At 74.2% G+C, this 23,659-nt stretch carries 18 protein-coding genes; 9 read left to right on the top strand and 9 right to left on the bottom strand.

Annotated features, from left to right (window positions below):
- Positions 1–467: 467 nt before the first annotated feature.
- A complete protein-coding gene (locus ACZ7MX_RS11600; protein WP_310728930.1) occupies positions 468–917 on the top strand; it encodes a PTS sugar transporter subunit IIA in 450 nt (149 codons plus the stop codon).
- An 80-nt stretch (positions 918–997) separates the two neighbouring features.
- Positions 998–2,668, top strand: coding sequence for a phosphoenolpyruvate--protein phosphotransferase (gene ptsP / locus ACZ7MX_RS11595; protein ID WP_472131352.1), 1,671 nt, complete (start codon positions 998–1,000; stop codon positions 2,666–2,668).
- Between the two features lie 93 nt (positions 2,669–2,761).
- Here ptsP and ACZ7MX_RS11590 read toward each other — a convergent pair whose 3' ends face one another.
- Positions 2,762–3,712, bottom strand: a complete 951-nt coding sequence (locus ACZ7MX_RS11590) for a hypothetical protein (RefSeq protein WP_472131351.1) — start codon at positions 3,710–3,712, stop codon at positions 2,762–2,764.
- Positions 3,713–3,875: 163 nt separating this feature from the next.
- A complete protein-coding gene (locus ACZ7MX_RS11585; RefSeq protein ID WP_472131350.1) occupies positions 3,876–5,894 on the bottom strand; it encodes an acetoacetate--CoA ligase in 2,019 nt (672 codons plus the stop codon).
- Between the two features lie 309 nt (positions 5,895–6,203).
- Here ACZ7MX_RS11585 and ACZ7MX_RS11580 point away from each other — a divergent pair, with 309 nt between their 5' ends.
- The gene (locus ACZ7MX_RS11580; protein WP_472131349.1) at positions 6,204–8,627 is read left to right on the top strand and encodes a glycoside hydrolase family 31 protein; all 2,424 of its coding nucleotides are present in this window, start codon (positions 6,204–6,206) and stop codon (positions 8,625–8,627) included.
- 86 nt (positions 8,628–8,713) lie between these two features.
- The gene (locus tag ACZ7MX_RS11575; protein ID WP_472131348.1) at positions 8,714–9,574 is read left to right on the top strand and encodes a M15 family metallopeptidase; all 861 of its coding nucleotides are present in this window, start codon (positions 8,714–8,716) and stop codon (positions 9,572–9,574) included.
- A gap of 44 nt (positions 9,575–9,618) precedes the next feature.
- Here the strand turns inward: ACZ7MX_RS11575 and ACZ7MX_RS11570 are convergent, their stop codons facing one another.
- Positions 9,619–10,620, bottom strand: a complete 1,002-nt coding sequence (locus tag ACZ7MX_RS11570) for an NUDIX hydrolase (RefSeq protein WP_472131347.1) — start codon at positions 10,618–10,620, stop codon at positions 9,619–9,621.
- Positions 10,621–10,881: 261 nt separating this feature from the next.
- Between ACZ7MX_RS11570 and ACZ7MX_RS11565 the strand changes: the two genes are divergently transcribed.
- The 3 genes from ACZ7MX_RS11565 (at position 10,882) to glpK (ending at position 15,190) form a co-directional block, all read left to right on the top strand.
- Positions 10,882–12,588 (top strand): bifunctional diguanylate cyclase/phosphodiesterase, encoded by a 1,707-nt coding sequence (locus tag ACZ7MX_RS11565; RefSeq protein WP_472131346.1) that lies wholly within the window; start codon positions 10,882–10,884, stop codon positions 12,586–12,588.
- A gap of 228 nt (positions 12,589–12,816) precedes the next feature.
- Positions 12,817–13,584, top strand: a complete 768-nt coding sequence (locus ACZ7MX_RS11560) for an MIP/aquaporin family protein (RefSeq protein ID WP_472131345.1) — start codon at positions 12,817–12,819, stop codon at positions 13,582–13,584.
- A 76-nt stretch (positions 13,585–13,660) separates the two neighbouring features.
- On the top strand, positions 13,661–15,190 hold the full coding sequence (glpK, locus tag ACZ7MX_RS11555) for a glycerol kinase GlpK (protein ID WP_472131344.1): 1,530 nt from the start codon (positions 13,661–13,663) through the stop codon (positions 15,188–15,190).
- Positions 15,191–15,262: 72 nt separating this feature from the next.
- Here the strand turns inward: glpK and ACZ7MX_RS11550 are convergent, their stop codons facing one another.
- The 3 genes from ACZ7MX_RS11550 to ACZ7MX_RS11540 all read right to left on the bottom strand — a co-directional run bounded on the left by ACZ7MX_RS11550 (position 15,263) and on the right by ACZ7MX_RS11540 (position 17,599).
- Positions 15,263–15,874, bottom strand: a complete 612-nt coding sequence (locus tag ACZ7MX_RS11550; protein WP_472131343.1) for a GTP-binding protein — start codon at positions 15,872–15,874, stop codon at positions 15,263–15,265.
- A gap of 162 nt (positions 15,875–16,036) precedes the next feature.
- Positions 16,037–16,648: a TetR/AcrR family transcriptional regulator gene (locus ACZ7MX_RS11545; RefSeq protein WP_472131342.1), complete on the bottom strand. Its 612-nt coding sequence runs from the start codon at positions 16,646–16,648 to the stop codon at positions 16,037–16,039.
- 75 nt (positions 16,649–16,723) lie between these two features.
- Positions 16,724–17,599 (bottom strand): alpha/beta fold hydrolase, encoded by an 876-nt coding sequence (locus tag ACZ7MX_RS11540; RefSeq protein ID WP_472131341.1) that lies wholly within the window; start codon positions 17,597–17,599, stop codon positions 16,724–16,726.
- A 185-nt stretch (positions 17,600–17,784) separates the two neighbouring features.
- On the opposite strand from ACZ7MX_RS11540, the gene ACZ7MX_RS11535 reads away from it, so the two are divergent.
- Positions 17,785–18,606, top strand: a complete 822-nt coding sequence (locus ACZ7MX_RS11535) for a PP2C family protein-serine/threonine phosphatase (protein ID WP_472131340.1) — start codon at positions 17,785–17,787, stop codon at positions 18,604–18,606.
- Between the two features lie 53 nt (positions 18,607–18,659).
- Positions 18,660–19,658, top strand: coding sequence for an MASE1 domain-containing protein (locus ACZ7MX_RS11530; protein ID WP_472131383.1), 999 nt, complete (start codon positions 18,660–18,662; stop codon positions 19,656–19,658).
- A gap of 12 nt (positions 19,659–19,670) precedes the next feature.
- On the opposite strand, the gene ACZ7MX_RS11525 is transcribed toward ACZ7MX_RS11530, so the two are convergent.
- The 3 genes from ACZ7MX_RS11525 to ACZ7MX_RS11515 are packed head-to-tail and all read right to left on the bottom strand — an operon-like array spanning position 19,671 to position 23,417.
- On the bottom strand, positions 19,671–20,084 hold the full coding sequence (locus ACZ7MX_RS11525; protein ID WP_472131339.1) for a DUF742 domain-containing protein: 414 nt from the start codon (positions 20,082–20,084) through the stop codon (positions 19,671–19,673).
- A gap of 19 nt (positions 20,085–20,103) precedes the next feature.
- The gene (locus ACZ7MX_RS11520) at positions 20,104–20,544 is read right to left on the bottom strand and encodes a roadblock/LC7 domain-containing protein (protein ID WP_472131338.1); all 441 of its coding nucleotides are present in this window, start codon (positions 20,542–20,544) and stop codon (positions 20,104–20,106) included.
- Positions 20,541–23,417: a sensor histidine kinase gene (locus ACZ7MX_RS11515; RefSeq protein WP_472131337.1), complete on the bottom strand. Its 2,877-nt coding sequence runs from the start codon at positions 23,415–23,417 to the stop codon at positions 20,541–20,543. Before ACZ7MX_RS11515 ends, ACZ7MX_RS11520 begins: the two co-directional genes overlap by 4 nt.
- Positions 23,418–23,659: the final 242 nt, after the last annotated feature.

Raw genomic sequence — 23,659 nt, 5'->3', positions numbered from 1 at the left:
CACCAGACCATCCGGTCCGGTAGACGGGGTATCAACATATCTGGCGTTGACTTTTGGCACGCTGTTGAGTTCTCAAGGAACGGACGCTTCCTTTGGATTCCCTCTCGGGATTCCTCCGGGCGCTTCCCTTCGGTGTTTCACACTCTATCAGGCCTTTTCGGGCTTTCGAACCGCCGCTTTTCTGCAGGCATGCAGAAGCGCTCAATTCTTGAGTCGCGATCAAGACGCTGAGGAGTGCCGCCCACCTCAACCGGGCCGCAGTTGATTGCGGCTGGCTGTCCGGGGCAGGTCTCAGACAGTACAGCTCTGCTGTGGGCGAGGCAAATCGATTCAGCGGGACTCGCGGGGTGCAACCGGCCTCTGTCATGCGGAAGCGCCGATTCTTATGACTTACGCTCTGAACGGTGCGCCGTCCAGGACAGGTAGTGACGGCGGCCTGATGAATCTCCACCCCTGGGAGGCTTCCCATGACCACCGTGACGTCCCCGCTCGCAGGACGCGCCATCGGACTCGCGGCAGTGCCCGACCCGGTGTTCTCCGGAGCGATGGTGGGGCCCGGTACCGCCATCGACCCCGTTCGTGAGCCGTCCGCCGCCGTCTCCCCCGTGGACGGTGTCGTCGTGTCGCTGCACCCGCACGCCTTCGTCGTCGTGGACCCCGAGGGCCACGGCGTGCTCACGCACCTCGGTATCGACACCGTTCAGCTCAACGGCGAGGGCTTCGAGCTGCTCGTGAACAAGGGCGACAACGTGACCCGCGGTCAGGAGATCGTGCGCTGGGACCCCGCCGCGGTCGAGGAGGCCGGCAAGTCCCCGGTGTGCCCGGTCGTCGCGCTGGAGGCCACCGCCGACGCGCTCGGTGAGGTGCGCGAGGACGGCGATGTGAAGGCCGGCGACCAGCTCTTCTCCTGGCGGTAGGCCGGGCGCCGTCGCGGACGGCAGGTACGACATTCATCGCGACGGCCCGGGCCGTCGCATCACAACCGGAGACGGGTGCAATGGAGACAACGCTGCGGGGCGTCGGGGTGAGCCACGGTGTGGCCATAGGCGAGGTGCGGCACATGGGCACGGCGGTGTTGGAGCCGCCGGCCAAGCGGATCCCGGCGGAGGAGGCGGAGCGCGAACAGGGGCGCGCCCGCCAGGCCGTCGAGGCGGTGGCCGCCGACCTGATCGCGCGCGGGAACCTGGCCGGTGGTGAGGCGCAGGCCGTGCTGGAGGCCCAGGCGCTGATGGCGCAGGACCCGGAGCTGATGGCGGACGTCGAGCGGCGGGTCGCCGTGGGCAGCACCGCCGAGCGTGCGGTCTACGACGCGTTCGCGGCCTACCGGGCGCTGCTCGCCGGTGCCGGTGAGTACCTCGCGGGCCGGGTTGCGGACCTTGATGATGTGCGCAATCGGATCGTGGCGCGGCTGCTGGGCGTGCCGATGCCGGGTGTGCCGGACAGCGATGAGCCGTATGTGCTGATCGCGCGGGATCTGGCGCCGGCCGACACCGCTCTGCTCGACCCGTCGCTGGTGCTCGGTTTCGTGACCGAGGAGGGCGGGCCGACCAGTCACAGTGCGATTCTCGCGCGGGCGCTGGGGGTGCCGGCCGTGGTCGCGCTGCCGGGTGCGGGTGAGCTGGTCGAGGGTACGGTGATCGCCGTCGACGGCAGCACCGGGGAGATCTTCGTGGAGCCGAGCCCTGCGAGGCGGGCGGAGCTGGAGCGGGCCGCGGCGGAGCGGAAGGCGGCGCTGGCCGCGTCGTCCGGTCCGGGCGCCACCTCCGACGGGCACAAGGTGCCGCTGCTGGCGAACGTCGGTGGCCCGGGGGATGTGGATGCCGCGGTCGAGGCCGGTGCGGAGGGCGTCGGGCTCTTCCGTACGGAGTTCCTGTTCCTGGACGACAGCAAGCAGGCGCCGTCCGAGGAGAAGCAGGTCGAGGCGTACCGGAAGGTGCTGGAGGCCTTCCCGGAGGGGCGCGTGGTCGTGCGCGTGCTGGACGCCGGTGCGGACAAGCCGCTGGACTTCCTGACGCCGGCCGACGAGCCGAACCCGGCGCTGGGCGTGCGGGGTCTGCGCACCCTGCTCGACCACCCCGAGGTGCTGCGGACGCAGCTCTCCGCGCTGGCGAAGGCCGCCGAGGGGCTGCCGGTCTACCTTGAGGTCATGGCCCCGATGGTGGCGGACCGGACCGACGCCAGGGCGTTCGCGGATGCCTGCCGTGAGGCGGGGCTGCGGGCGAAGTTCGGGGCGATGGTGGAGATTCCGTCGGCGGCTCTGCGGGCGCGGTCGATCCTGCAGGAGGTGGAGTTCCTTTCGCTGGGGACCAATGACCTGGCGCAGTACACCTTCGCGGCGGACCGTCAGGTGGGCGCGGTGTCGCGGCTGCAGGATCCGTGGCAGCCGGCGCTGCTGGATCTGGTGGCGTTGTCGGCCGAGGCCGCGAAGGCCGAGGGCAAGAGCTGTGGTGTCTGTGGGGAGGCGGCCTCGGATCCGCTGCTGGCGTGTGTGCTGACGGGGCTCGGTGTCACCAGCCTTTCGATGGGTGCGGCGTCGCTTCCTTATGTGCGGGCGACGCTGGCCAAGCACACGCTGGCGCAGTGCGAGCGGGCGGCGGCCGCGGCGCGTGCGGCGGACACCGCCGAGGACGCGCGGGCGGCCGCGCAGGCGGTGCTCTCCGGGGAGTGAGGCCGTGCGGCGCACTGCGCCGCACGGGTCCGACGGCCGTCCCGCCCTTGTGGCGGGGCGGCCGTTCTTCGTCTTGCGGTGTCCGGTGGCCGGTCAGGGGTGGCAGGGGTGGTCGGGCGGGGGTGTCACGGGCAGGCCGGGGGCGTAGCTGACGCCTGGTTCGGGTGGGACGGGCTCGCCGCTGTCGGCGTCGGTGCAGTAGGCGGTGAAGACCTCACCGGCGCTGAGGGCGTGCGGCCAGGCGTCGCGCAGGGACCAGCCGCGGACGGTGTCGCGGGGTGTGCCAGGGACCGGGTGGGTGGCCGGGCCGCCGGTGGTGCCGTCGGCCGGGTCGGGGGTGCTGCGGGAGACGATGCCGCCGGGGGTGCGCAGGGCGAGGCCGGCGGCGAGGACCGTGCAGAAGATCAGGGCTTCGTGTTCGTCGAGCTGGGGGCGGCCGCCGGGGCGGCAGTCGGCGTGCAGCACGGCGAGCAGGGGTGGATCGCCGGCGGCCATGGAGCAGACGAGGTGGTGGCGGCCCTCGCCGAGGGCGTCGAGGAGGCCCTGGACGGCCTGGCCGGCGCGGGTGAAGGCGGCGTGGGCGAGGTCGGCGCCGCAGGTCTCGCAGCGGCCGGCGCGGGTGAGCAGGGCGGTGGCGTGGTCCCAGGTCGCCCGGCGGTCGGCCTCGGCGGCGAGTAACGGGAGCAGCTGGGTCAGCGGCTCGCCCTCGTAGGTGACGGTGGCGCCGGTGCGGGCCACTTCGGCGGTGTAGCGGCTGCGGCTGTCGGGCCGGTCGGGGTCCAGACAGCGGTCGGCGCAGTACCGCGCGTAGGCGGCCGGGTCGAAGAGGCCGACGGTGGTGAGGATGCCCTGGGCGGCGAGGGTGCGCAGCAGGGTCTCCATCTGGCGGAGGTAGCCGGCGTGGTCGTCGAACGGAAAGCTGGCGTACCGGCGCATGGTGGTGAAGTCGCGCTCGTCGGCGAGGACGGCGGCGGCGCTGGGGAGTTCGCGGCGCAGGCGGCGGCGGGCGGCGGCCGGGTCGGTGGGCCGGGATGTGGTGGTCATGGTTCCCCCTCGGTGGTGTCGGTTGCGGAGTGGTCGCCGGGCCGGGCGGGTGCGCGGCCCGGTGTCCACTCGTCACCGAGAGTAATCGGGGGGTCTGACAACGGCGTCGGCGCCGGGTCCGGGTCCGGGTCGGCGGTTCCGGATCCGGCGCCGGTCCGGGGTGCTACTGGGCGCGGTCGCGGGCCACCTGCTCGTAGAAGCGGAGGAGTTCGAGGTTGTCGACCGAGCCGGGGTTGACGGCCTTGTCGAGCGGGGTGCCCTGGAGGAGGCGTTTGACGGGGACCTCGATGCGCTTGCCGGTGAGGGTGTGCGGGACGCCGGGGGCCTCGATGATGTCGTCGGGGACGTGGCGCGGGGAGAGCTCTTCGCGGATGGTGCGCTTGATGCGGTCGCGGAGTGCGTCGTCGAGGGTGGTGCCCGGGGCGAGGTGGACGAAGAGCGGCATCCAGTAGCCGCCGTCGGGGAGTTCCAGGCCGATGACGAGGGATTCGCGGATCTCGGGGAGGCGTTCGACGGCTTCGTAGATGTCGGCGGAGCCCATCCGGACGCCCTGGCGGTTGAGGGTGGAGTCGGAGCGTCCGTGGATGATGACGCTGCCGCGGGAGGTGACGGTGATCCAGTCGCCGTGCCGCCAGACGCCGGGGTACATGTCGAAGTAGCTGTCGTGGTAGCGGATGCCGTCGGGGTCGTTCCAGAAGCGGGTGGGCATGGACGGCATGGGGTTGGTGACGACGAGTTCGCCGACCTCGTCGATGACGGGCTTGCCGTGCGGGTCCCAGGCCTGGAGGTCGGTGCCGAGGCAGGGGGCCTGGAGTTCGCCGATGTGGACCGGGAGGGTGGGGACGGCGCCGGCGAAGCAGCTGCAGACGTCGGTGCCGCCGCTGACGGAGGCGGTCCACAGGTCGGCGCCGCTCTCCGCGAAGGAGTCGTGCAGCCAGCGGAAGCCGTCCGGGGGGAGCGGGGAGCCGGTGGTGGCGACGCAGGTGACGGCGGAGAGGTCGAGGTCGCGGGCGGGGTGGATGCCGGCCTTGCGGCAGGCCATGACGTACGCGGCGGAGGTGCCGAAGACGGTGGCGCGGGTGGTCTCGGCGACCCGCCACTGGGCGGCGATGTCGGGGTGTCCGGGGCTGCCGTCGTAGAGGACGATCGTGGCGCCGACCAGGAGGCCGGCGACGAGGAAGTTCCACATCATCCAGCCGGTGGAGGTGTACCAGAAGAACCGGTCGTCGGGGCCGAGGTCGCAGTGCAGGCCGGTCTGCTTGAGGTGTTCGAGGAGGATGCCGCCCTGGGACTGGACGAGGGCCTTGGGCAGGCCGGTGGTGCCGGAGGAGTACAGCACCCAGAGGGGGTGGTCGAAGGGGAGCTGTTCGAAGACCGGCTCGGTGTCGTTTCCGGTCAGGTCCGACCAGTTGAGGGCGCCCTCGGGGGCGGGGGTGCCGAGCAGGGGGATGTGGACGACGGCGCGCAGGGTGGGGAGTTCGGCGCGGAGTTCGGTGACGGTGTCGCGGCGGTCGTGTTCCTTGCCGCCGTAGCGGTAGCCGTCGACGGTGAACAGGACGACCGGTTCGATCTGCTGGAAGCGGTCCAGGACGCTGCGGGCGCCGAAGTCGGGGGCGCAGGAGGTCCAGACGCCGCCGACCGCCGCGGTGGCGAGCAGGGCGACGACGGCCTGCGGGACGTTGGGGAGGTAGCCGCTGACGCGGTCGCCGGGGCGGACGCCGAGGCGGCGGAGTTCGGCGGCCAGCGAGCCGACCTGGGCGCGCAGCTGCCGCCAGGTGACCGGGGTCGGTTCGTGGGTCTCGTCGACGTGGAGCAGCGCGGGGTCGTCGGCGCGGGCCGGGTCCTCGCCGGCCCGCAGCGCGTGCTCGGCGTAGTTGAGGGTGGCGCCGGGGAACCAGCGGGCGCCAGGCATCGCGCGGTCGGCGAGCACGGTCTCGTACGGGGTGGCGAAGCGGACGTCGAACCAGGCGGCGACGGCGCGCCAGAAGGCGGGGAGGTCGTCGACGGACCAGCGGTGCAGGTCGGCGTAGCTCGTGGCGGGGTCGCCCGGGGTGGGGGCGGGGGCGCCGTGGTGGGCGGCGGCCCAGGTGTGGAAGCGGGTGACCTGTGCGCCGGCGATCCGGTCCGGGCCGGGCTGCCAGAGGGGTTCCGGCCGGTGGGCGGAGTGCGGTGCGGTGGTCATGAGGCGGCTCCCGGGTGGTACGCGGCGTATGCGCCGGGCGCGCACCATGGTGGGGGTCTCCCGGCCTGACGTGTGCGCGTGACACGGCTTGTCTGGACGATGCCATGTGATCGTCTTGTGCACCAGGGCCGACCGCCCATATTCGGGGGGTGGGGGATGGGGTGTGCAGACGTGGCGGGGCGGCGCGGGCGGATTCCGGCCACGGGCCGCCTCACGCCGGGCCTCGGCGTGGCCGAGCGTGACCCTGTGCAGGTGAACGGCAGTTGAACGATGCCCGCCCGCCCGGGCGTCAATGGCAGGCTGACCGGCATGGACGGGCGTGATCTGGTGCGATCGGTACGGGTGGTCAGGGCGGTCGGGCCGGCGCAGGGGCTCCGCTCCGTGCGCGCGGCGTGGCGGGCGCGGCGGGCGGATGCGGTGGCGTTGACGGCGCGTGCGCCGGAGCGGGCGCGGGTGCCGGGGGCGGCCACGGGGGCGGAGCCGCAGCCGGGCGGCGGGGTGATCCATTTCGCGCGGTCGTCCCTGCGGGTGCGGGTGGCGACCGGTGGTGCGGTGTTCTGCGGCTGGGGCGGTGCCGGGCCGGAGCCGTCGTACGCGCTGGCCGGGGCGTGTCCCGAGGTGGACGCGCGGGCAGTGCTGGAGCCCGATACGGAGGGCGGCTGGCGGGTGGTGTCCGAGCGGGTGCTGGTGGCGGTGTCCCGGCACGGTGCGGTGGAGGTGCGCACACCGGGCGGGGCGGTGCTGCGGCGGGAGCTGCCGCCGCGCTGGTGGGACCGTACGGCGGGGCCGGACGGGGCGGGTGAGCGGGGCGGGGGGCCGGAGGGCGGCGACGGGTCGCGGTGGGTGCAGCGGTCCGAGGTGGCGGCCGATGCGCGGTTCTTCGGGCTGGGCGGCCGGGCGCACGGGCCGCGGCTGCGGGACGGCGCCTACCGGTTGTGGAACACCGATCCGGGCGGCGCGTTCGTGCCGGGTGACGATCCGCTGTCGCTGACCATGCCGGTGCAGTTGGTGGTGGCGGATGCCGGAACACATCTGGTTTTTCACGACAATTCATGGGACGGCCGGGTGCTGCTGCGCGAGGGGGCGGAGGGTGCCGGTTCCGGGCACGACCGGCCGGGCACGTGTGAGCTGCGGATGGACGGCGGGCCGCTGCGCTACTGGGTGCTGGCCGGGACGCCGGCCCGGGTGCTGCAGATGTGGACGGCGCTGACGGGGGCGCCCGCGCTGCCGCCCCGGTGGGCGCTGGGGTACCAGCACGCCCGGTGGGGGTTCGGCGGCCAGGACGAGGTGCGCCGGATCGTGGCCGGCTACAAGGAGCGGGAGCTTCCGCTCTCGGCCGTCCATCTGGACATCGACCACTTCGACCGGCACCGGGTCTTCACCGTGGACCGTGCGCGCTATCCCGATCTGCCGGGCCTGGCACGGGAGTTGCGGGCCGAAGGGGTGCGGCTGGTGTCGATCGTGGACCCGGCGGTGAAGGCGGAGCCGGGGGACGCGGTCTACGAGGGCGGGGCGGCGGCCGATGCCTTCGTACGGGACGCGCGGGGGCGGGAGGTGCGCGGGGTGGTGTGGCCGGGTGAGTCGGTGTACCCGGATTTCACCGATGCGCGGGTGCGCAAGTGGTGGGGTGCGCTGTACGCGGAGCGGCTGGCGCAGGGGTTCTCGGGGTTCTGGCACGACAGGAACGAGCCGGTGTCGTTCGCTCCGTTCGGGGCGCAGACGCTGCCGCGTTCGGCCCGGCACGCGTTGGAGGGCCGGGGCGGGGACCACCGGGAGGCCCACAACGTCTACGGGCTGGCGATGGCCCGGGCGGGGTTCGACGGCCTGTGTGAACTGCGGCCGGACGAGCGGCCGTTCCTGTGCTCGCGGGCCGGCTGGGCGGGGCTCCAGAGGTACGGGGGCACCTGGTCGGGGGATGTCGCGACGGGGTGGGAGGGACTGCGGGCCTCGCTGTCGCTCGTCCTGGGGCTGGGGCTGTGCGGGGTGCCGTACAGCGGTCCGGACGTCGGCGGGTTCTCCGGGGTGCCGTCGCCGGAGCTGTATGTGCGCTGGTTCCAACTGGGCTCCTTTCTCCCGCTGTTCCGGACGCATTCGGCGGGGTGGGCGGGCCGCCGGGAGCCGTGGGAGTTCGGCATAGCCGCGCTGGGGCACGCCCGGGCGGCGCTGCGGGAGCGGCAGCGGTTGCTGCCGTACTTCGTGACGCTGGGCCAGTTGGCGCGGCTGGCCGGGGCACCGTATGTGCGCCCGGTGTGGTGGGGTTCGCCGCGGGACCGGGCGCTGCGGGACTGCGGGGACGCGTTCCTGCTGGGGGACGCATTGCTGGTGGCGCCGGTGCTGGAGGCGGGGGTGACCCGGCGGGCGGTGCGGCTGCCGCGCGGGCGGTGGTACGACACCGCGACCGGGCGGGCGTACGAGGGTCCCGGGCAGGTGTGGGTGGACGCGCCGCTGTCGCGGATCCCGGTGCTGGCGCGGGCGGGGGCGGTGCTTCCGGTGGCGGACGGGGACGGGGGGACGGAGCTGGAGGTGTGGGCCCCGGTGGCCGGCCGGGAGGGCGGAGGGCTGGTGGTTCCGGACGCCGGGGACGGCTGGCAACGGCCCACGGTGGAGCGCTTCGTGACGCGGCGGGAGGCGGACGGCCGGGTGGTCGTGGAGCGGCGGGACGGGGGCGCGGTGGGCTACCGCGTACGGGTGCGGGGGTCCGCGGAGGAGGTGCCGGCGGGGGCGGACGGGTGAGTCGGGAGGACGAGCCGTGCCCCGGGCCCGGCGGGCCGGTGATCGGGGTCTTCCGCACGGGCCGCCGCGCCTGATAGACGGGGGCCATGCCGAGACCGATACTCGCTGCCGCGCTGCGCGGCGCCGCCACCGTCGCCGCTGCCGCCCTGCTGGCCGTCACCGCGCTCTCCCCCGCCGCGGCGGCACCGACCGCCCGGCCCGCCCCGCCGTCGGCGCCGGCCCACGACCCCAAGGCGCCGGGGGAGTTCGTCGCCCTGCGGGACGTCGATCCCACCATCCTCCAGGAGATGCGCTACTTCACCCCGCACAACTTCATGGGCGTCCCGGTGACCGGCTACCGGGCGCCGATCTGCCTGCTGACCAGGGACGCGGCGCGGGCGCTGCACCGGGCGCAGCGCTCGTTCCTGCGCCGCGGCTACTCCCTCAAGGTGTACGACTGCTACCGGCCGCAGCGCGCCGTGAACCACTTCGTGGCGTGGGCGGAGGACCTCGGCGACCAGCGGATGAAGGGCGAGTTCTATCCGCGGGTCGACAAGTCGACGCTGTTCCGGGACGGCTACATCGCCGAGAAGTCCGGGCACAGCCGGGGCAGTACCGTCGATCTGACGCTGGTGCGGCTGCCCGCCCTGCCGACCCGGCCGTATGTGCCGGGTGAGGCGCTGACGCCCTGTTACGGGCCGCGGGCGGCCCGCTTCCCGGACAACTCGCTGGACATGGGGACCGGGTTCGACTGCTTCGACACCCTGGCGCACACCCTCGACCCGCGGGTCACGGGCGTGCAGCGGGCGAACCGGCTGCTGCTCAAGGACGGTCTGGAGCGGGCCGGGTTCGTCAACTATGCGGCGGAGTGGTGGCATTACACCTTCACCCCGGAGACGTTCCCGGACACCTACTTCGACTTCCCGGTGTCCCGCCGGTCGCTGACCGGGCACCGGCCGCGCGGCTGACCTGGCGGGACGTGGCCGGACGGGACGTGCCCGGGGCGGGGGGTTCAGGAACCGTCCCGGTCCGGGCGCAGCAGGGCCGGGTGCAGCAGGGCGGCGTCGCCCGCCCGGTAGAGGCGGGCGCGCGGGCCGCCACGGGCTCCCCCGCGGGACGCGGTGGCGCCGGTGGGCTCGACGAAGCCGGGGACGGAGAGCACCTTGCGGTGGAAGTTGCCGGCGTGCAGCGGGCTGCCCCAGACCGACTCGTAGACGCCGCGGAGTTCGGCGATGGTGAATTCCTCGCCGAGGAAGGCGGTGGCCAGCGGGGTGTACTCGATCTTGGCGCGGGCGCGGTCCAGGCCGTCGGCGACGATCCGGGCGTGGTCGAAGGCGAGCGGCAGCGGGGCGGGTGCGTCCGGGCCCGGCGGGGTGCCGTCCGGGGTCCGGGGCACGGAATCACCCCCGTCGATCCCGTGCCCCGGACCCTGCTCTGAGGGACGCGGGTGGGCCGCGTCCGGTTCGCCGGAGGTCCCTGCCGTACGGTCCCGGTCCCCGGCCGCGCTCCCCCGGGCCGGCGTCCGGTCCGTACCGCCGTCCTGGCGCGCGCCGAGGGCGAGCCGGGAGACCGGGATCCAGACCGCGGCGGTCGCGTCGCCACCGCCCCGGGCCTCGGGGAGGTCGGGGGCGAAGGCGAGGTAGGCGACGGTGACGACCGGCATCCGCGGGTCGCGGGCCGGCTCGCCGTACGAGCCGAGCTGTTCGAGGTGGACGCGTTCCAGGTGGGCGGCGTCCAGGCCGGTCTCCTCGGCGAGTTCGCGGGCCGCGGCCCCGTCGAGGGACTCCTGGCCGGCGCGGACGAAGCCGCCGGGCAGCGCCCAGGCGCCGCGGAAGGGGCGGCCGCCGCGTTCGACGAGCAGGACGTGCAGCGCGCCGCCGCGCAGGGTGAGGGCGACGATGTCGACGGTCACCGCGATCGCGGGGAAGTCCCGGGGGTCGTAGGCGGCGAGGAAGGCACTGTCGTCGCCGGCACCGGCGCCAACTCCCTTGGCGCGCGGGTCCTTTCCGGTCACGTCCGTCACCTCCCCGGCAGTTGTTCTCACCCTGAGTCTTTCTCGGGGCGAGAACAACATAGCAATCGGGGCGTGGCACGGTCCAGTCCGTTCTCCTCGTCCGGACGGGCCGGGTCCGCCGGGGCGGTCGGCCGGCGTAGCGCGCCCGGTCGAACGCGGTGTGTGCGTCGCGGGGGCGACCGCCCGTACGCTCCGGAAGGATGCGTGAACAGTGCGTTAATCACACATCGCGATGGGTCGTGGAGGGGAATGCTGCTGCCCGTGCCTGCGTGGACGGACCAGCTTCGCTTCGCCTTCCAGCCCGTGGTGAACCTCTCGACCGGTTCGGTCGCGGCGATGGAGATACTCGCCCGCCCCGAGCCGGGTGCGGCCGACGTCCTGACGTCCGCGCGGCGCTGTCCGGACCTGGACGCCGAACTGGCCGCGCTCGCGGTCCGGGCGGCGTCGCACCAGGAGACCCTGCTGCCGCTGCACGTCAACGTCTTCGCCGGCACGGTCGCCGAGCTGCCCCGGCTGACGTCGCTGACCAAGGCCGTGCACGAGGTGGGCCGGCGCCCGTGGGAGATCACCCTGGACATCGGCGGGCCGTTCCTCCACGTCCCGGGCGCGGCGCTGCTGGAGTCGGTGGCGGGCCTGCGGGACGAGGGCTTCCGGATCTGTGCGGACGGGGTCGGCGACGGCGATCTGCCGCTGCGGCTGCTCGGCGCGCTCGCACCGGACCTGGTCAAGCTCGATGCGTCGCTGTGCGCGGGGCTCGACGCCGACCGGGGCCGGCAGGCGGTGGTGGCCGCGATGCGGGAGCTGTGCGAGCGGATCGGCGGACTGCTGGCCATCGAGGGGGTGGAGACCGAGCGGCAGTACGCGGCGGTCCGGGACGCCGGGGTGCAGCTGGCGCAGGGGCATCTGTTCGCCCCGCCGGCGCGACGGCCGGCCACCGACGTGTACCTGCCGCCGCCGGTGTCCCCGGTGGTGAGCGGGCCGGCCGCGGCGACGTACCGTCCGCCGTCCGGGCCGCCGGTGGCGCAGTTCCTGCAGCCGGCCGCGCTGCTGCCGATGACGGCGTCGGCGGGCGCGGTGCGCAGCCATCTCACCGGTTTTCCCGAGGTGTCGGGGGTGCTGCTGGTGGACACCGACGGGGTGCCGGTCCGGGCGATCGACCGGGACCGGTTCCTGCTGTCGCTGTCCGGGCGGTACGGGCATGCGCTGTACGCGGACCGGCCGGCGCTGCGGCTGGCGGACCGGCCGCGGACGGTCGGTGCGGACGCCACCGCCTGGCAGGTGCTCGACGTGATCGCGGAGGGCGACCGGGCGCGCACCGGGGACGACGTGGCGGTGGTGGACGAGCGGGGGCGGTGCATGGGCGTGGTGCATCTCGCCGACATCCTGCGGGCGTTGGCGGAGAGCCGGGTGGAGGAGGCGGCCCGGCTCAATCCGCTGACCCGGCTGCCCGGTTCGGACGAGGTCAACGCGGAGGTGGACCGGCGGATCGCCGAAGGGCGGGCGTTCGCGCTGAGCTGGCTGGACGTGGACGGATTCAAGCAGGTCAACGACGGTGCGGGGTTCGCGGCGGGCGATGAGCTGATCCGCTCGGTGGGGCGGACGCTGGCCGGGGTCGCGGCGGACGAGCCGTCCTGCCGGGTGGGTCACATCGGCGGTGACGACTTCCTGGTGCTGACCGAGCCGGACGGGCTGGGGCCGTTCGCGGCCGCGCTGCTGGACGTGGCCTGGGAGGCGGGCGGGCGGCCGGTGACGCTGTCGCTGGCGACGGTGGTGTGCCCGCCCGGCAGCGTCGGCGGGCACCACGAGGCCGCGGCGGCGCTCGCCCCGCTGAAGAAGGAGGCCAAGGCGCTGCCGGGGGCGAGCTGGGTGGTGGGCCGGCCGGGTTCGGCGGGCAGGGAGGTGCGCCGGGGGGCGGTGGCCCGGGTGCCGGGTCCGGCCGGGCCGGAGGGGCTGCGGACGCGGGGCTGACGCGGCGGGCGGGTGGCACGGCGAAGACCGCCATGGGTGGTCAACGACCGCTGCTGCGGGCGACCTTGACGCCCTCTCAGGCCGGGTGAACACTTCCCCGTGCCAAGTCGGCAGCGCCGCACTCCGGCGCCCCGGCCGGGTGGCATCGGCTGCCCGCTGCCCGCCGGCGGCACGCACCCGACCGCGGAGGACCGGGGGACGCCCCCGGGCCAGGGACAAGGAGCCGCCATGTATACCAATGGGGACATCGTCGTCGGTGAAGTGATCGGTACCGCGATCCTGATTCTCTTCGGCGCGGGGGTGTGCGCCGCGGTCACCCTGCACCACTCCAAGGCGCGGGCCGCCGGCTGGGTCGTGATCGCCTTCGGCTGGGGCCTGGGCGTGCTGGCCGGGGCGTACACCGCGGCGCCGCTGTCCGGCGGGCACCTCAATCCGGCGGTGACGGTCGGCTCGGCGGTCGCGGGCGGCACGCCGTGGTCGAAGGTGCCGGTGTACGTGCTGGCGCAGATGGTGGGCGCGGCGATCGGGGCGGTCCTGGCGTGGGCGCTGTACTACGCCCAGTTCGCCGCGAACGCCGAGGAGGACAAGGCGCAGCCGACGCTGGGGGTGTTCTCCACCGCCCCGGAGATCCGCAAGCCGGTGGCCAACCTCGTCACCGAGGTCATCGCCACCGTCGGGCTGGTCCTGCCGCTGCTGTTCTTCGGCCAGAACAAGGGCATCGGGATCGGCCAGGTGCCCGGCGAGCGGGCCGGGGTCTACGGCTCGGGCATCAACGTGCTGCTGGTCGCGCTGCTGGTGGTCGGGATCGGGCTGTCGCTGGGCGGGCCGACCGGTTACGCGATCAATCCGGCCCGGGACCTCGCCCCCCGGGTGGTGCACGCCCTGCTGCCGATCCCCAACAAGGGGTCGTCGGACTGGGGTTACGCCTGGATACCGGTGGCCGGGCCGCTGATCGGCGCGGTGCTCTCCGGACTGGTCTACCAGGCGGCATTCTGACCGGTGCGGCCGCACGAAGGCGGGCGCACCACGGGTGCGACCCGGGTACCCACTCGGAGCCAGGAGGCCTGACGGCATGAACCAGCACACCGAGAAGTACGTCGCCGCGATCGATCAGGGCACCACGTCGAGCCGCTGCATCATCTTCGACCACGACGGGTCGATCGTCGCCGTGGACCAGCGCGAGCACCGGCAGATCTTCCCGCGGCCCGGCTGGGTGGAGCACGACGCGACGGAGATCTGGACGAAGGTGCAGGCCGTGGTGGCGGGTGCGCTCACCAAGGCGGGGCTGCGCGCCGACCAGCTCAGCGCGCTGGGCATCACCAACCAGCGGGAGACCACCGTGCTGTGGGACCGGGCCACCGGCCGGCCGGTGCACCACGCCATCGTCTGGCAGGACACCCGGACGTCGCAGCTGTGCGCGGAACTGGGCGGCGCGGACGGCCAGGACCGGTTCCGCGAGGCCACCGGTCTGCCGCTGGCGAGTTACTTCTCCGGGCCGAAGGCGGCCTGGCTGCTGGACGAGGTGCCGGGCCTGCGGGCGCGTGCCGAGCGCGGCGAGATCGCGTTCGGCACCATCGACTCCTGGCTGATCTGGAACCTGACCGGCGGCGTCGACGGCGGGGTGCACGTCACGGACGTGACCAACGCGGGCCGCACGATGCTGATGAACCTCGCGACCCTCCAGTGGGATCCGGCGATCCTCTCGGCGATGAACGTGCCCGCCGCGATGCTGCCGGAGATCCGCTCGTCGGCGGAGGTGTACGGCTCCGCGGTGGGCCAGCTGCAGGGGGTGCCGGTGGCGTCCGCGCTGGGCGACCAGCAGGCGGCGGTCTTCGGGCAGACCTGTTACGGCGTCGGCGAGGCCAAGAACACCTACGGCACCGGTTCGTTCCTGCTGCTGAACACCGGCAACCGCCCGGTGGCGTCGAAGAGCGGGCTGCTGACGACCATGGGCTACCAGCTGGGCGGTGAGGACCCGGTCTACTGCCTGGAGGGCTCCATCGCCATCACGGGAGCGCTGGTGCAGTGGTTCCGCGACCAGCTCGGCATCATCTCCTCGGCCGAGGAGATCGAGCAGCTGGCGGCGAGCGTCCCGGACAACGGCGGGGCGTACATCGTGCCGGCGTTCTCCGGTCTCTTCGCACCGTACTGGCGCTCCGACGCCCGCGGGGTGATCACGGGTCTGACCGGTTACGTCACCAAGGCGCATCTGGCCCGCGCCGTTCTGGAGGCGACCAGCTGGCAGACCCGGGAGGTGGTGGACGCGATGTTCCAGGACTCCGGGGTGCGGATCACCCAGCTGAAGGTGGACGGCGGGATGACCGCCAACAAGCTGCTGATGCGGCATCAGGCGGACGTGCTGGGCGTCCCGGTGATCCGGCCGGTGATCTCGGAGACCACCTGCCTGGGCGCGGCCTACGCGGCGGGGCTCGCCACCGGTGTCTGGCAGGACCTGGACGAGCTGCGGAGCCACTGGAAGCGCGACACCGAGTGGGTGCCGCGGATGGACGGTGCGGTCCGGGACCGCGAGTACGCCAACTGGCGGCGGGCGGTGGAGCGGAGCTTCGGCTGGCTGACCGAGGACGGCTCGGCCGTCTCGTAGCGGCGGGCTGCGGACGTACGGCCCGGGCCCCGGACGGCGGGGTGCGGGCCGTACCCGTGCGGGGCTCCCCGGTCAGGGCAGTGCGGGCTCCCGGCGCCGGCCGCCGGTGTGCATCGCGTGCTCGACGACGGCGATCAGCACGTCCCTGGCCGAGTCCCGCTGCCGGGCGTCGCAGAGCATCACCGGCACGTCGGGGTCGAGGTCCAGGGCGTCGCGGACCGCCTCGGGCGGGTAGCGGTCGGCGCCGTCGAAGCAGTTCACGGCCACCGTGAAGGGCAGTCCGCGGCGCTCGAAGTAGTCGATCGCGGCGAAGCTGTCGGCGAGCCGGCGGGTGTCGGCGAGGACCACCGCGCCCAGCGCGCCGCGGGCGAGTTCGTCCCAGAGGAACCAGAAGCGGTCCTGTCCGGGGGTGCCGAAGAGGTAGAGGACCAGTTGGTCGTTGACGGTGATCCGCCCGAAGTCCATGGCGACGGTGGTGGTGCTCTTGGCCTCCACCCCCTGGAGGTCGTCGACCGGGCGGCCCGCCTCGGTCAGCCGCTCCTCGGTGCGCAGCGGTCTGATCTCGCTGACGGCGCCGACCAGTGTGGTCTTGCCGACCCCGAAGCCGCCGGCCACCAGGATCTTGAGCGTCACCGGGTCGGCGGCGGCGGTCTGCTGACGACGGTCGGAACGCCCGAAGACCATGGGTACCTTCTCCTGTATTTCCGGGTGTGCGGGCGGTGCTCACGTCTGTGCCCCCGGGCGTGTGGGGAGCGGGCAGCAGGCGCACAGGCACCGTACAACGTGCTCGGCGCGCCGCCCACTTGAGATCCGTCACGCTTGGGACACGGCCGCGGGGGCGGCCGTTCAGCGCGGGGCGAGCCTCTGGGGCCGGTCGAGGAGGCCCAGCAGGCTCACATGGCCGGCCTCGATGAAGGCGCAGAGCTCCTCCTCGGTGCCGTGCTCCGCCATCTGCCAGGTGATGGCGGCCTCTTCGGCGAAGGCCATCCAGGCGCGGGTGGCGACCTCCAGCCGCGGGGCCGGGGGCAGGCCGAGCCGCCGCTGCCCGTCGCGGACCCGGCGGGCGACCGTGGCGCGGGTTTCGTCGACGAGGTCGGCGACCGCGGGATGGCTGCCCGCCGCGCCGCGTACCAGGGCGAGGTACACCTGGCGGTGTTCCAGGACGTAGGCCACGAAACCGGCGATGAAGGCGCGCATCCAGGCGACCGGTTCCAGGCCGGCGTCCGGTTCGGTCGCGGCGGTGAAGCGGTCGCAGGCGGCGCGGACCACGGCGCGGTAGAAGTCGCGCTTGGAGTCGAAGTAGTGGAAGAGCAGCCCGCGGGAGATGCCGGCGCGCCGGGCGACCTCGTCGGTGGAGAGTTCGTCCAGGGCCCGGTCGGCGAGCATCTCCAGCCCGATGCCGACCAGTTGCTCCCGGCGCTGGTCGGGGGTGAGTCGGGTGCCTCGCTTGCCGGACATGCCCGCAGTGTACGGCGGTGCCGGGCCGGGTCCGGCGGCCGTGGCGGCCCGGCCGGGCGTCAGGCGTGCCGGGCGTCAGGCGTGCCGGGCGAGGTGGTCGAGGATCGGGGGCGTGACGAGCCCGGGGACCTCTTCGGGGAGCCAGTGGCTGGCGCCCTCCAGGACCTCGAAGCGGTACGGGCCGTCCACCCACTCCCCCGTCGATTCGGCCGCGCCCCGGCCCAGGGCGACGTCCTCGCTGCCCCACAGGAAGAGGGTGGGCACGGCGATCCGGCCGGCCGGCACCGAGATGACGGACTCGGGGGCGCGGTACCAGTTGAGGGTGGCGGTGAGCGCGCCCGGTGCCGAGAGCCGGCGGAGGTTGCCGTCGACCAGCGCGTCGGGGACCTTGCCGCCGTAGACGGCGCGCAGCCGGGCCGCGTCGTCGGCGAGCAGGGCCGCCTCGGCGGCGCCGTCGTCACGGCGGAAGAAGCGGACGTAGTCGAGGCGGTGATGCTGCGTGGGGTCCTCGGCGGCGGCCCGGTTGAGGGCCTCCGGGTGCGGGGTGGCCAGCACGCTCAGGGACTTGAGCCGCTCGGGGTGGGCGCCGGCCAGCGCCCAGGCGACCATGCCGCCCCAGTCGTGGGAGACCAGGTGGAAGCGGCCGGCGCCCTGGGCGTCGGCGAAGGCGAGGGCGTCGGCGACGAGTTCCGGGACGGCGTAGTCCGCGATCCGGGGCGGGCGGGCGCCGGGGGCGTAGCCGCGCTGGTCGACGGCGACGGCCCGGTAGCCGGCCGCGCCGAGGGCGGGCAGCACCTCGCTCCAGGAGTCGGCGAACTCCGGCCAGCCGTGCAGCAGCAGGACCAGGTCCCCGTCGGCGGGCCCGCAGGCCAGGGCGTCATGGGTGTGCGGCCCGACCTGGATCTCCAGGTGCTCGAAGGGGGCCGGGTCGGGGGTGGCGTCGGTGGGCATGGTGGTGCCTCTCGTCCGGTGGCGGCCGGCCGCGGTGACGGCGGAGCGCGGCCGCGGTGACAACGGAACAGCTGATCACCGAGCCTAGCCCGCTGTTGACCATTGCTCAACAAAGCCCGGCGGCGTCCGCGGGCCGGGCGTAGGGTGAGAGGCGGACGCGAGCCGCATCCGGAGCGGAGTGCGCGATGAACCGACGCCGCGGCACCGGACCGTCGCCCGAGGAACTGCTGGGGATCCTCGGCCGGCTCACCGGCCAGGTCATGGAACGCATCAAGCTGCAGCAGGCACGGGTGGCACTGGCCGAGGAACTGCAGCGGCACATGCTCCCGCCGGAGCTCCCGGGCCTTCCCGGGCTGACCACCGCGGCCCGCTACGTCCCGGCGCAGACCGGGCTGGACATCGGCGGGGACTGGTACGACGCCTTCGCCCTGCCGGACGGCTCGCTCGGCTTCGTCATCGGCGACGTCCAGGGCCACGACGTGGAGGCCGCCGCCTTCATGGGCCAGGTCCGCACCGGCCTGCGCGCCGTCGCGGGCGCCACCACCGACCCCGGCGACGTCCTGGAACGGGCCAACAACCTGCTGCTGTCGATGAGCTCCGACCTCCTCGCGACCTGCAGCTTCCTGCGGTTCGAGCCGACGTGCGGCGAGCTCGCCGGCGCCCGGGCCGGGCATCTGCCGGCGGTCTGGGGCACCGCCGCCGGTGCGGAGGTGCTCACCGACCCGGGCGGGCTGCCGCTGGGGATCTTCCCCGACCAGCGCTACCCCGTCACCCGCCGCCGGCTGGACCGGGCCGGGGCGTTCGTCCTGCTCACCGACGGGGTGGTGGAAGGGCCGAGCTTCCCGATCGAGCAGGGGCTGGCCCGGGTGACCGGCATCGTCGGGGCGGCGTACGAGGCCGCGGCCGACGACCTCGCCGCCCAGGTGGTCGCGGTCGCCGATCTGACCGGCCACACCGACGACGCCGCCGTCCTGGTGCTGCGTCACGACGGCGGCCCCTACGGGTAGGCGGGCCGGTGGACGGGCGGACGCCGAACGGACCCGGCAGCGTGGCCGGGCGGATGCTCGCGGCCACGGCGGGGCACCGGGCGCTCGCCGTGCAGATCCTCGCCACCGCCGGTGTCTACTACGGCAGTGCCCGGCTCGGACTGCTGCAGGAACTGGTCCGCGGGCAGGTCACCCCGCTGTGGCCGCCCACCGGGATCGCCCTGACCGCGCTGCTGCTGTTCGGGGCGCGGGTGTGGCCGGGCATCGCCCTGGGCGCGTTCCTGGTCAATGTGTCGCTGGGGCCGTCGTTCCTCGTCGTGTGCGCCATCGTGGCGGGCAACACCCTCGGCCCGCTGCTCTCCCACCGGCTGCTGCGCGGGGTGGGCTTCCACACCCGGATGGACCGGCTGCGCGACGCGGTGGCGCTGGTGGGCCTCGGCGCCCTGACCGGGATGCTGGTGAGCGCCACCGTCGGCAGCGGGGTCCTGGTCCTCTCCGGGGCGCTGACCGGCGCCGGGTTCTGGCCCACCTGGGCGGTGTGGTGGACCGGTGACGCGATGGGTGTGCTGGTGGTCACGCCGGTGCTGCTGCTGTTGAGCACCGTCCGGTGGCCGCCCCGGGGGCGCTTCCGCCCCTACCGGTGGGGGGAAGGGGTGCTGCTCGGGGCCTGCACGTTCGCCGTCACCGAACTCGCCGTGAGCAGCTCGATGAACCTGCTCTTCCTCGTCTCGCCGTGCCTGATCTGGGCCGCGTTCCGCTTCGAGCGGGCCGGCGCGGCGCCGTGCGCGCTGCTGGTCTCGACGGTGGCGATCGTCGCCGCCGCCCAGCGCTCGGGACCGTTCGCGCACCACGACCTGTTCACGAACATGGTCACCCTGCAGGCGTTCAACGGGATCACCGCGCTGACCGCGCTGCTGCTCGCCGCGGTCGTCACCGAGCGGCGCACCACCCACCGGCAGATCCAGCAGGTGGTCGCCCAGCTGACCGAGGCGCTCGACCGGCTGGAGCCGGGCCGGGCCGGTGAGCAGTGGCCGCCGCCGCGCCGCACGGACCAGGGCGACGGCGGCGGCTGACGTCCCGGCCGGTCACAGCGCCCGCAGACCGTCGATCACCTCGCGCAGCACCTGCTCGTCCGGCAGTTCGGCCGGCGGCACCGGCCGGCTGACCCGGACCAGGCCGGCGTCGAGCAGATCACCGATCAGCACCCGGACGACACCGACCGGCAGGTCGAGCTCGGCCGCGAGTTCGGCGACCGACAGCGGCGCGTCCCGGCACCGCTCGACGATCTCCACGTGCTCCGGGGACAGCGTCTGGTCCTCGGCCGTCTGCGCCGCCCGGCTCTCGGCGATCACCTGCGCGATCAGGTCGAGGCGCCCCTCCGCGGCGGTCCGGGTGCGCCCGCGGGTCATGGCGTACGGCCGGACGACGGGACCCGCTTCGTCGTCGAACCAGCGGGCCGCCGCCCGGTCGCGCGCCGCCCGGCCGCCCTGATCGCTCATGGTGTCACCGTCGTCTGGCTCAGCTGGCCGGACCGGACCGGGGCGCGGTGCCCAGGTGCGTACCCACGCGCTTGACCAGCAGGGTCATCTCGTAGGCGATCAGCCCGACGTCGGAGTCCGCGTCGGCCAGCACGGCCAGACAGCTGCCGTCGCCGGCCGCGCTGACGAACAGGAACGCCTCGTCCAGTTCGACCATGGTCTGCCGGACCCCTCCGGCACCGAAGTGCCGGCCGACGCCCTTGGCCAGGCTGTGGAAGCCGGAGGCGACCGCGGCCAGGTGCTCGCCGTCCTCCCGCGTGAGGCCCTTCGAGGCGCCGGTGGCGAGCCCGTCGCTGGAGAGGACGAGTGCCTTGCGGATCGCGCCGACCCGCTCGACCAGGTCGTCCAGGAGCCAGTTCAGCTCGCCGGATCCCTTCGCCGAGCCCGGTGTGGTGAACGCTGCTGCCTGCGGTTCGGTCATGGACCGTCCCCTCCCGATGTGGTTCCTGGTGGTGCTGTGGTGCCCGGGCCGGTGCCGTCCTGCGGGGCGCCGTCCGGGGCATCCGGATCTGTGGTGTCCGCGGCGGCCGGTGCACCGCCGGGGTCGTGCGCGGCCGGGGGTGGGCCGTCCGCGCGGGTCTCGTCCTCCTCACCGTTGTGGCGGCGGCCGCGCTGCCAGCCGCGCTGGAGCGAGGCCATCCGGGCGCGCACCGCCTCGGCGTCGCGGTCGTCGTCCGCGGCCGGCGTGGCCGGCGTGGCCGGCGTGGCCGGCCGCTCCGGTCCGGGCCGGCCGCCCCCGTCGGCCTTGAGCTGCGGGGCGAGGCTGGCCTGCCGCACCCGGCGGGGCAGCCCGGTGGACGTGGTGGCACTGCCGGCCGGGGGGTCCTCGCGGGGCGGGGCGGCGTCGTCGGGGCGGTCCGCGGGGACGTCCGCCGGGCCCTCGGCGGAGCCCCGGGCGGTGGGCCGCTCGTCCCGGTCGCGGCCCCGCTCGCGGTGCCGGTCCCGGTCCTCGTCCGTGTGCCCCTCGCGCTCCCGGTCACGGTCCCGGTCATCGACCGTTCGGCCGTGGTCGGAGACCAGCACCGGCGGGCGGGGGCGGCGCGGCAGCGGGGCGAGCCCGCCGCCGGGCGCCTGGTCGCGGGTCTGCTGGTGCTGCTCGCCGTCGGGGACCGGCGGTACGGGGGCGATGCCGGCGCGCGGTGCGCGGGCCCTGCCCCGGCGCGGGCCGCCGAACAGGGCGTCCTCGTCGTCGAGCGGGCCGAGCTCGTCCGGTCGCAGCGGCGGTTCCAGTTCGACCGGTCCGTCGACGACGCCCCGCCCCTCCCTCGGGGGGAGCGGCACCGGCACCTGCGAGAGCGCGGCCAACTTCCCTGCCGCGTGGTCGAGTTCGTCGTCCATCGGGACGCCGGCCGGCGGTCCGGCGGCCGGCCCGCCGCCCTCCCGGCCGGCGCCCGCGTCCCCGGTCTCCGTGAGGATCGCGCCGGGGAGGAAGACCACGGCCGTGGTGCCGCCGTACGGCGAGGGCTGCAGGGTGACCCGTACGTCCTGGCGCTGGGCGAGCCGGCTGACCACGAACAGGCCGAGCCGGTCGGTGTCGGACAGCTCGAACTCGGGGGTCTCGGCGAGCCGGAGGTTGGCCTCCAGCAGCTGGTCGGGGGGCATGCCCAGACCGCGGTCGTGGATCTCCAGGGTGTAGCCGTTGGCGACCCGCTCGCCGAGCACCTGGACGGCGGTGTGCGGCGGCGAGAAGACGGTGGCGTTCTCCAGGAGTTCGGCTATCAGGTGGGTGAGGTCGGAGACGGCCGGGCCGTCCACCGCGAGCCGGGGCAGCCGGCGCACCTCGATGCGCTCGTAGTCCTCCACCTCGGCGACCGCCGCGCGCACCACGTCCATCAGCTGGATCGGTTTGCGCCACTGCCGGGAGGGCGCCGCGCCGGAGAGGATGACCAGGCCCTCGGCGTGCCGCCGCATACGGGTGGTGAGGTGGTCGAGCCGGAAGAGGTCGGCGAGCTCGTCGGTGTCCTCGGTGCGCCGCTCCATGGCGTCCAGCAGCGTCAGCTGGCGGTGCAGCAGCACCTGGCTGCGGCGGGCGAGGTTGACGAACACCTCGGAGACCCCGCGGCGCATCTCGGCCTGTTTGACGGCGGCCTCGATGGCGGCCCGCTGGAGGGTGTGGAGCGCCTGCCCGACCTGACCGGTTTCGTCCGGGCCGAATTCGAGCCGGGGCGCCTCGGTCTCCACGTCGACCTGTTCCCCGGCGGCCAGCCGGCGCATCACGCTCGGCAGCCGTACGCCGGACACCTCGTGGGCGGTCTTGCGCAGCCGGGTCAGGTCCCTCACGTGCCGGCGGCCGATGCGGAAGGAGACGATGACCGAGACCAGCAGGGCGACGAAGCCGAGGACGCCGGCGGCGACGGCCTTGAGCACGATGCTGGTGGCGGCCGGCGCGACCCGCTCCTGGTAGCGGTCGCCGGCCTCCTTGCCCATCCTGGCGAGGTCGCCGAGCACCTTCTCGGCGGTGGTGTTCCAGCGTTCGGCGTTGACCGCGTCCGGCCCGCCCCGGTCGCCGGCGGCGATCACCCGGTCCTCGTAGGAGGTGAGTTCCCGGGCGGCGGCGGAGCGCCAGTAGTCCTCGTAGAGGCCGCGGTCCCGGGCGGGCAGCAGGGGCAGGTTGGTGCCGTAGAGGACCCGGCGCTCGGCGACCCGGTCGGACAGCTCGCGCACATCGCGCCGGCTCATGCTGCCGGAGGCCAGCACCGCGGACATCAGGGCGTCCTCGCGGGCCAGGGCCTCGCGGGCGCGGGTGACGTTGACCAGGGCGCGGCCCTGCTTGTCCATCTCGACGTTGTCCAGGGCGTGGACCGCGGCGAGGAAGTCGTAGCCGGGGTCGACCACGGCGTCGTAGGACTCCATCGCCTCGTCGCGGGTGACGGTGTTGTGCTCGATCTGGGTGCGCAGCGAGCGGAGTGAGGACAGGCCCTTGAGGAGGGTGTTCATCCGGTCGCCGACGCCGGCGTCGAGGTCCTCGCGGACGTCCCGGCCGGCGGCGTCGGCGCGCAGCCGGGAGACCAGGTCGTCGGTGACCCGGGTCCGGGCGTGCAGTTCGCTCAGGGCGGTGGCGCCGCGGCGGTCGGCGAGGTAGAGCAGGCTCTGGCGGCGCTCGTGCTGCAGGGCCTGGATGACGTCCTCGACGGGGTAGCCCAGGTTCTTGACGACATTGCCGACGTCCAGCAGCTGGTTGGCCGAGCGGCCGGTGACATAGGTGGTGACCGCCCACATCGTCGTCAGGGACACCAGCGGTACGAGCAGCAACGCCACGATCTTCCGGCGGACCGACTTCCCGCGAAAGCGCATGGCCTCCCCAACGTCAACCCCGGCGCACGGGGGTGGTGTTCCGTCAACAAACGGCGCGAGCCTACTACTGTCGGGGGACCAACCCGAAGGGCTCTCCGGGCCCCGGTGCCGCGGCCAGCGGGAGGGTCGTCCTGAGTTGTCCGCCGATTCCCGGACAACCCGCCCGTATTTGTGCGCCGCGAGTGCACAGCGGCATCGACGGGCGCGGCGGGACGGTTGGCCGGTTTCGCTCTACCCCGGGG

The sequence above is a fragment of the Streptomyces sp. NPDC107765 genome, assembly GCF_055657085.1.
This window is presented reverse-complemented; position numbering and strand designations above follow the sequence as displayed.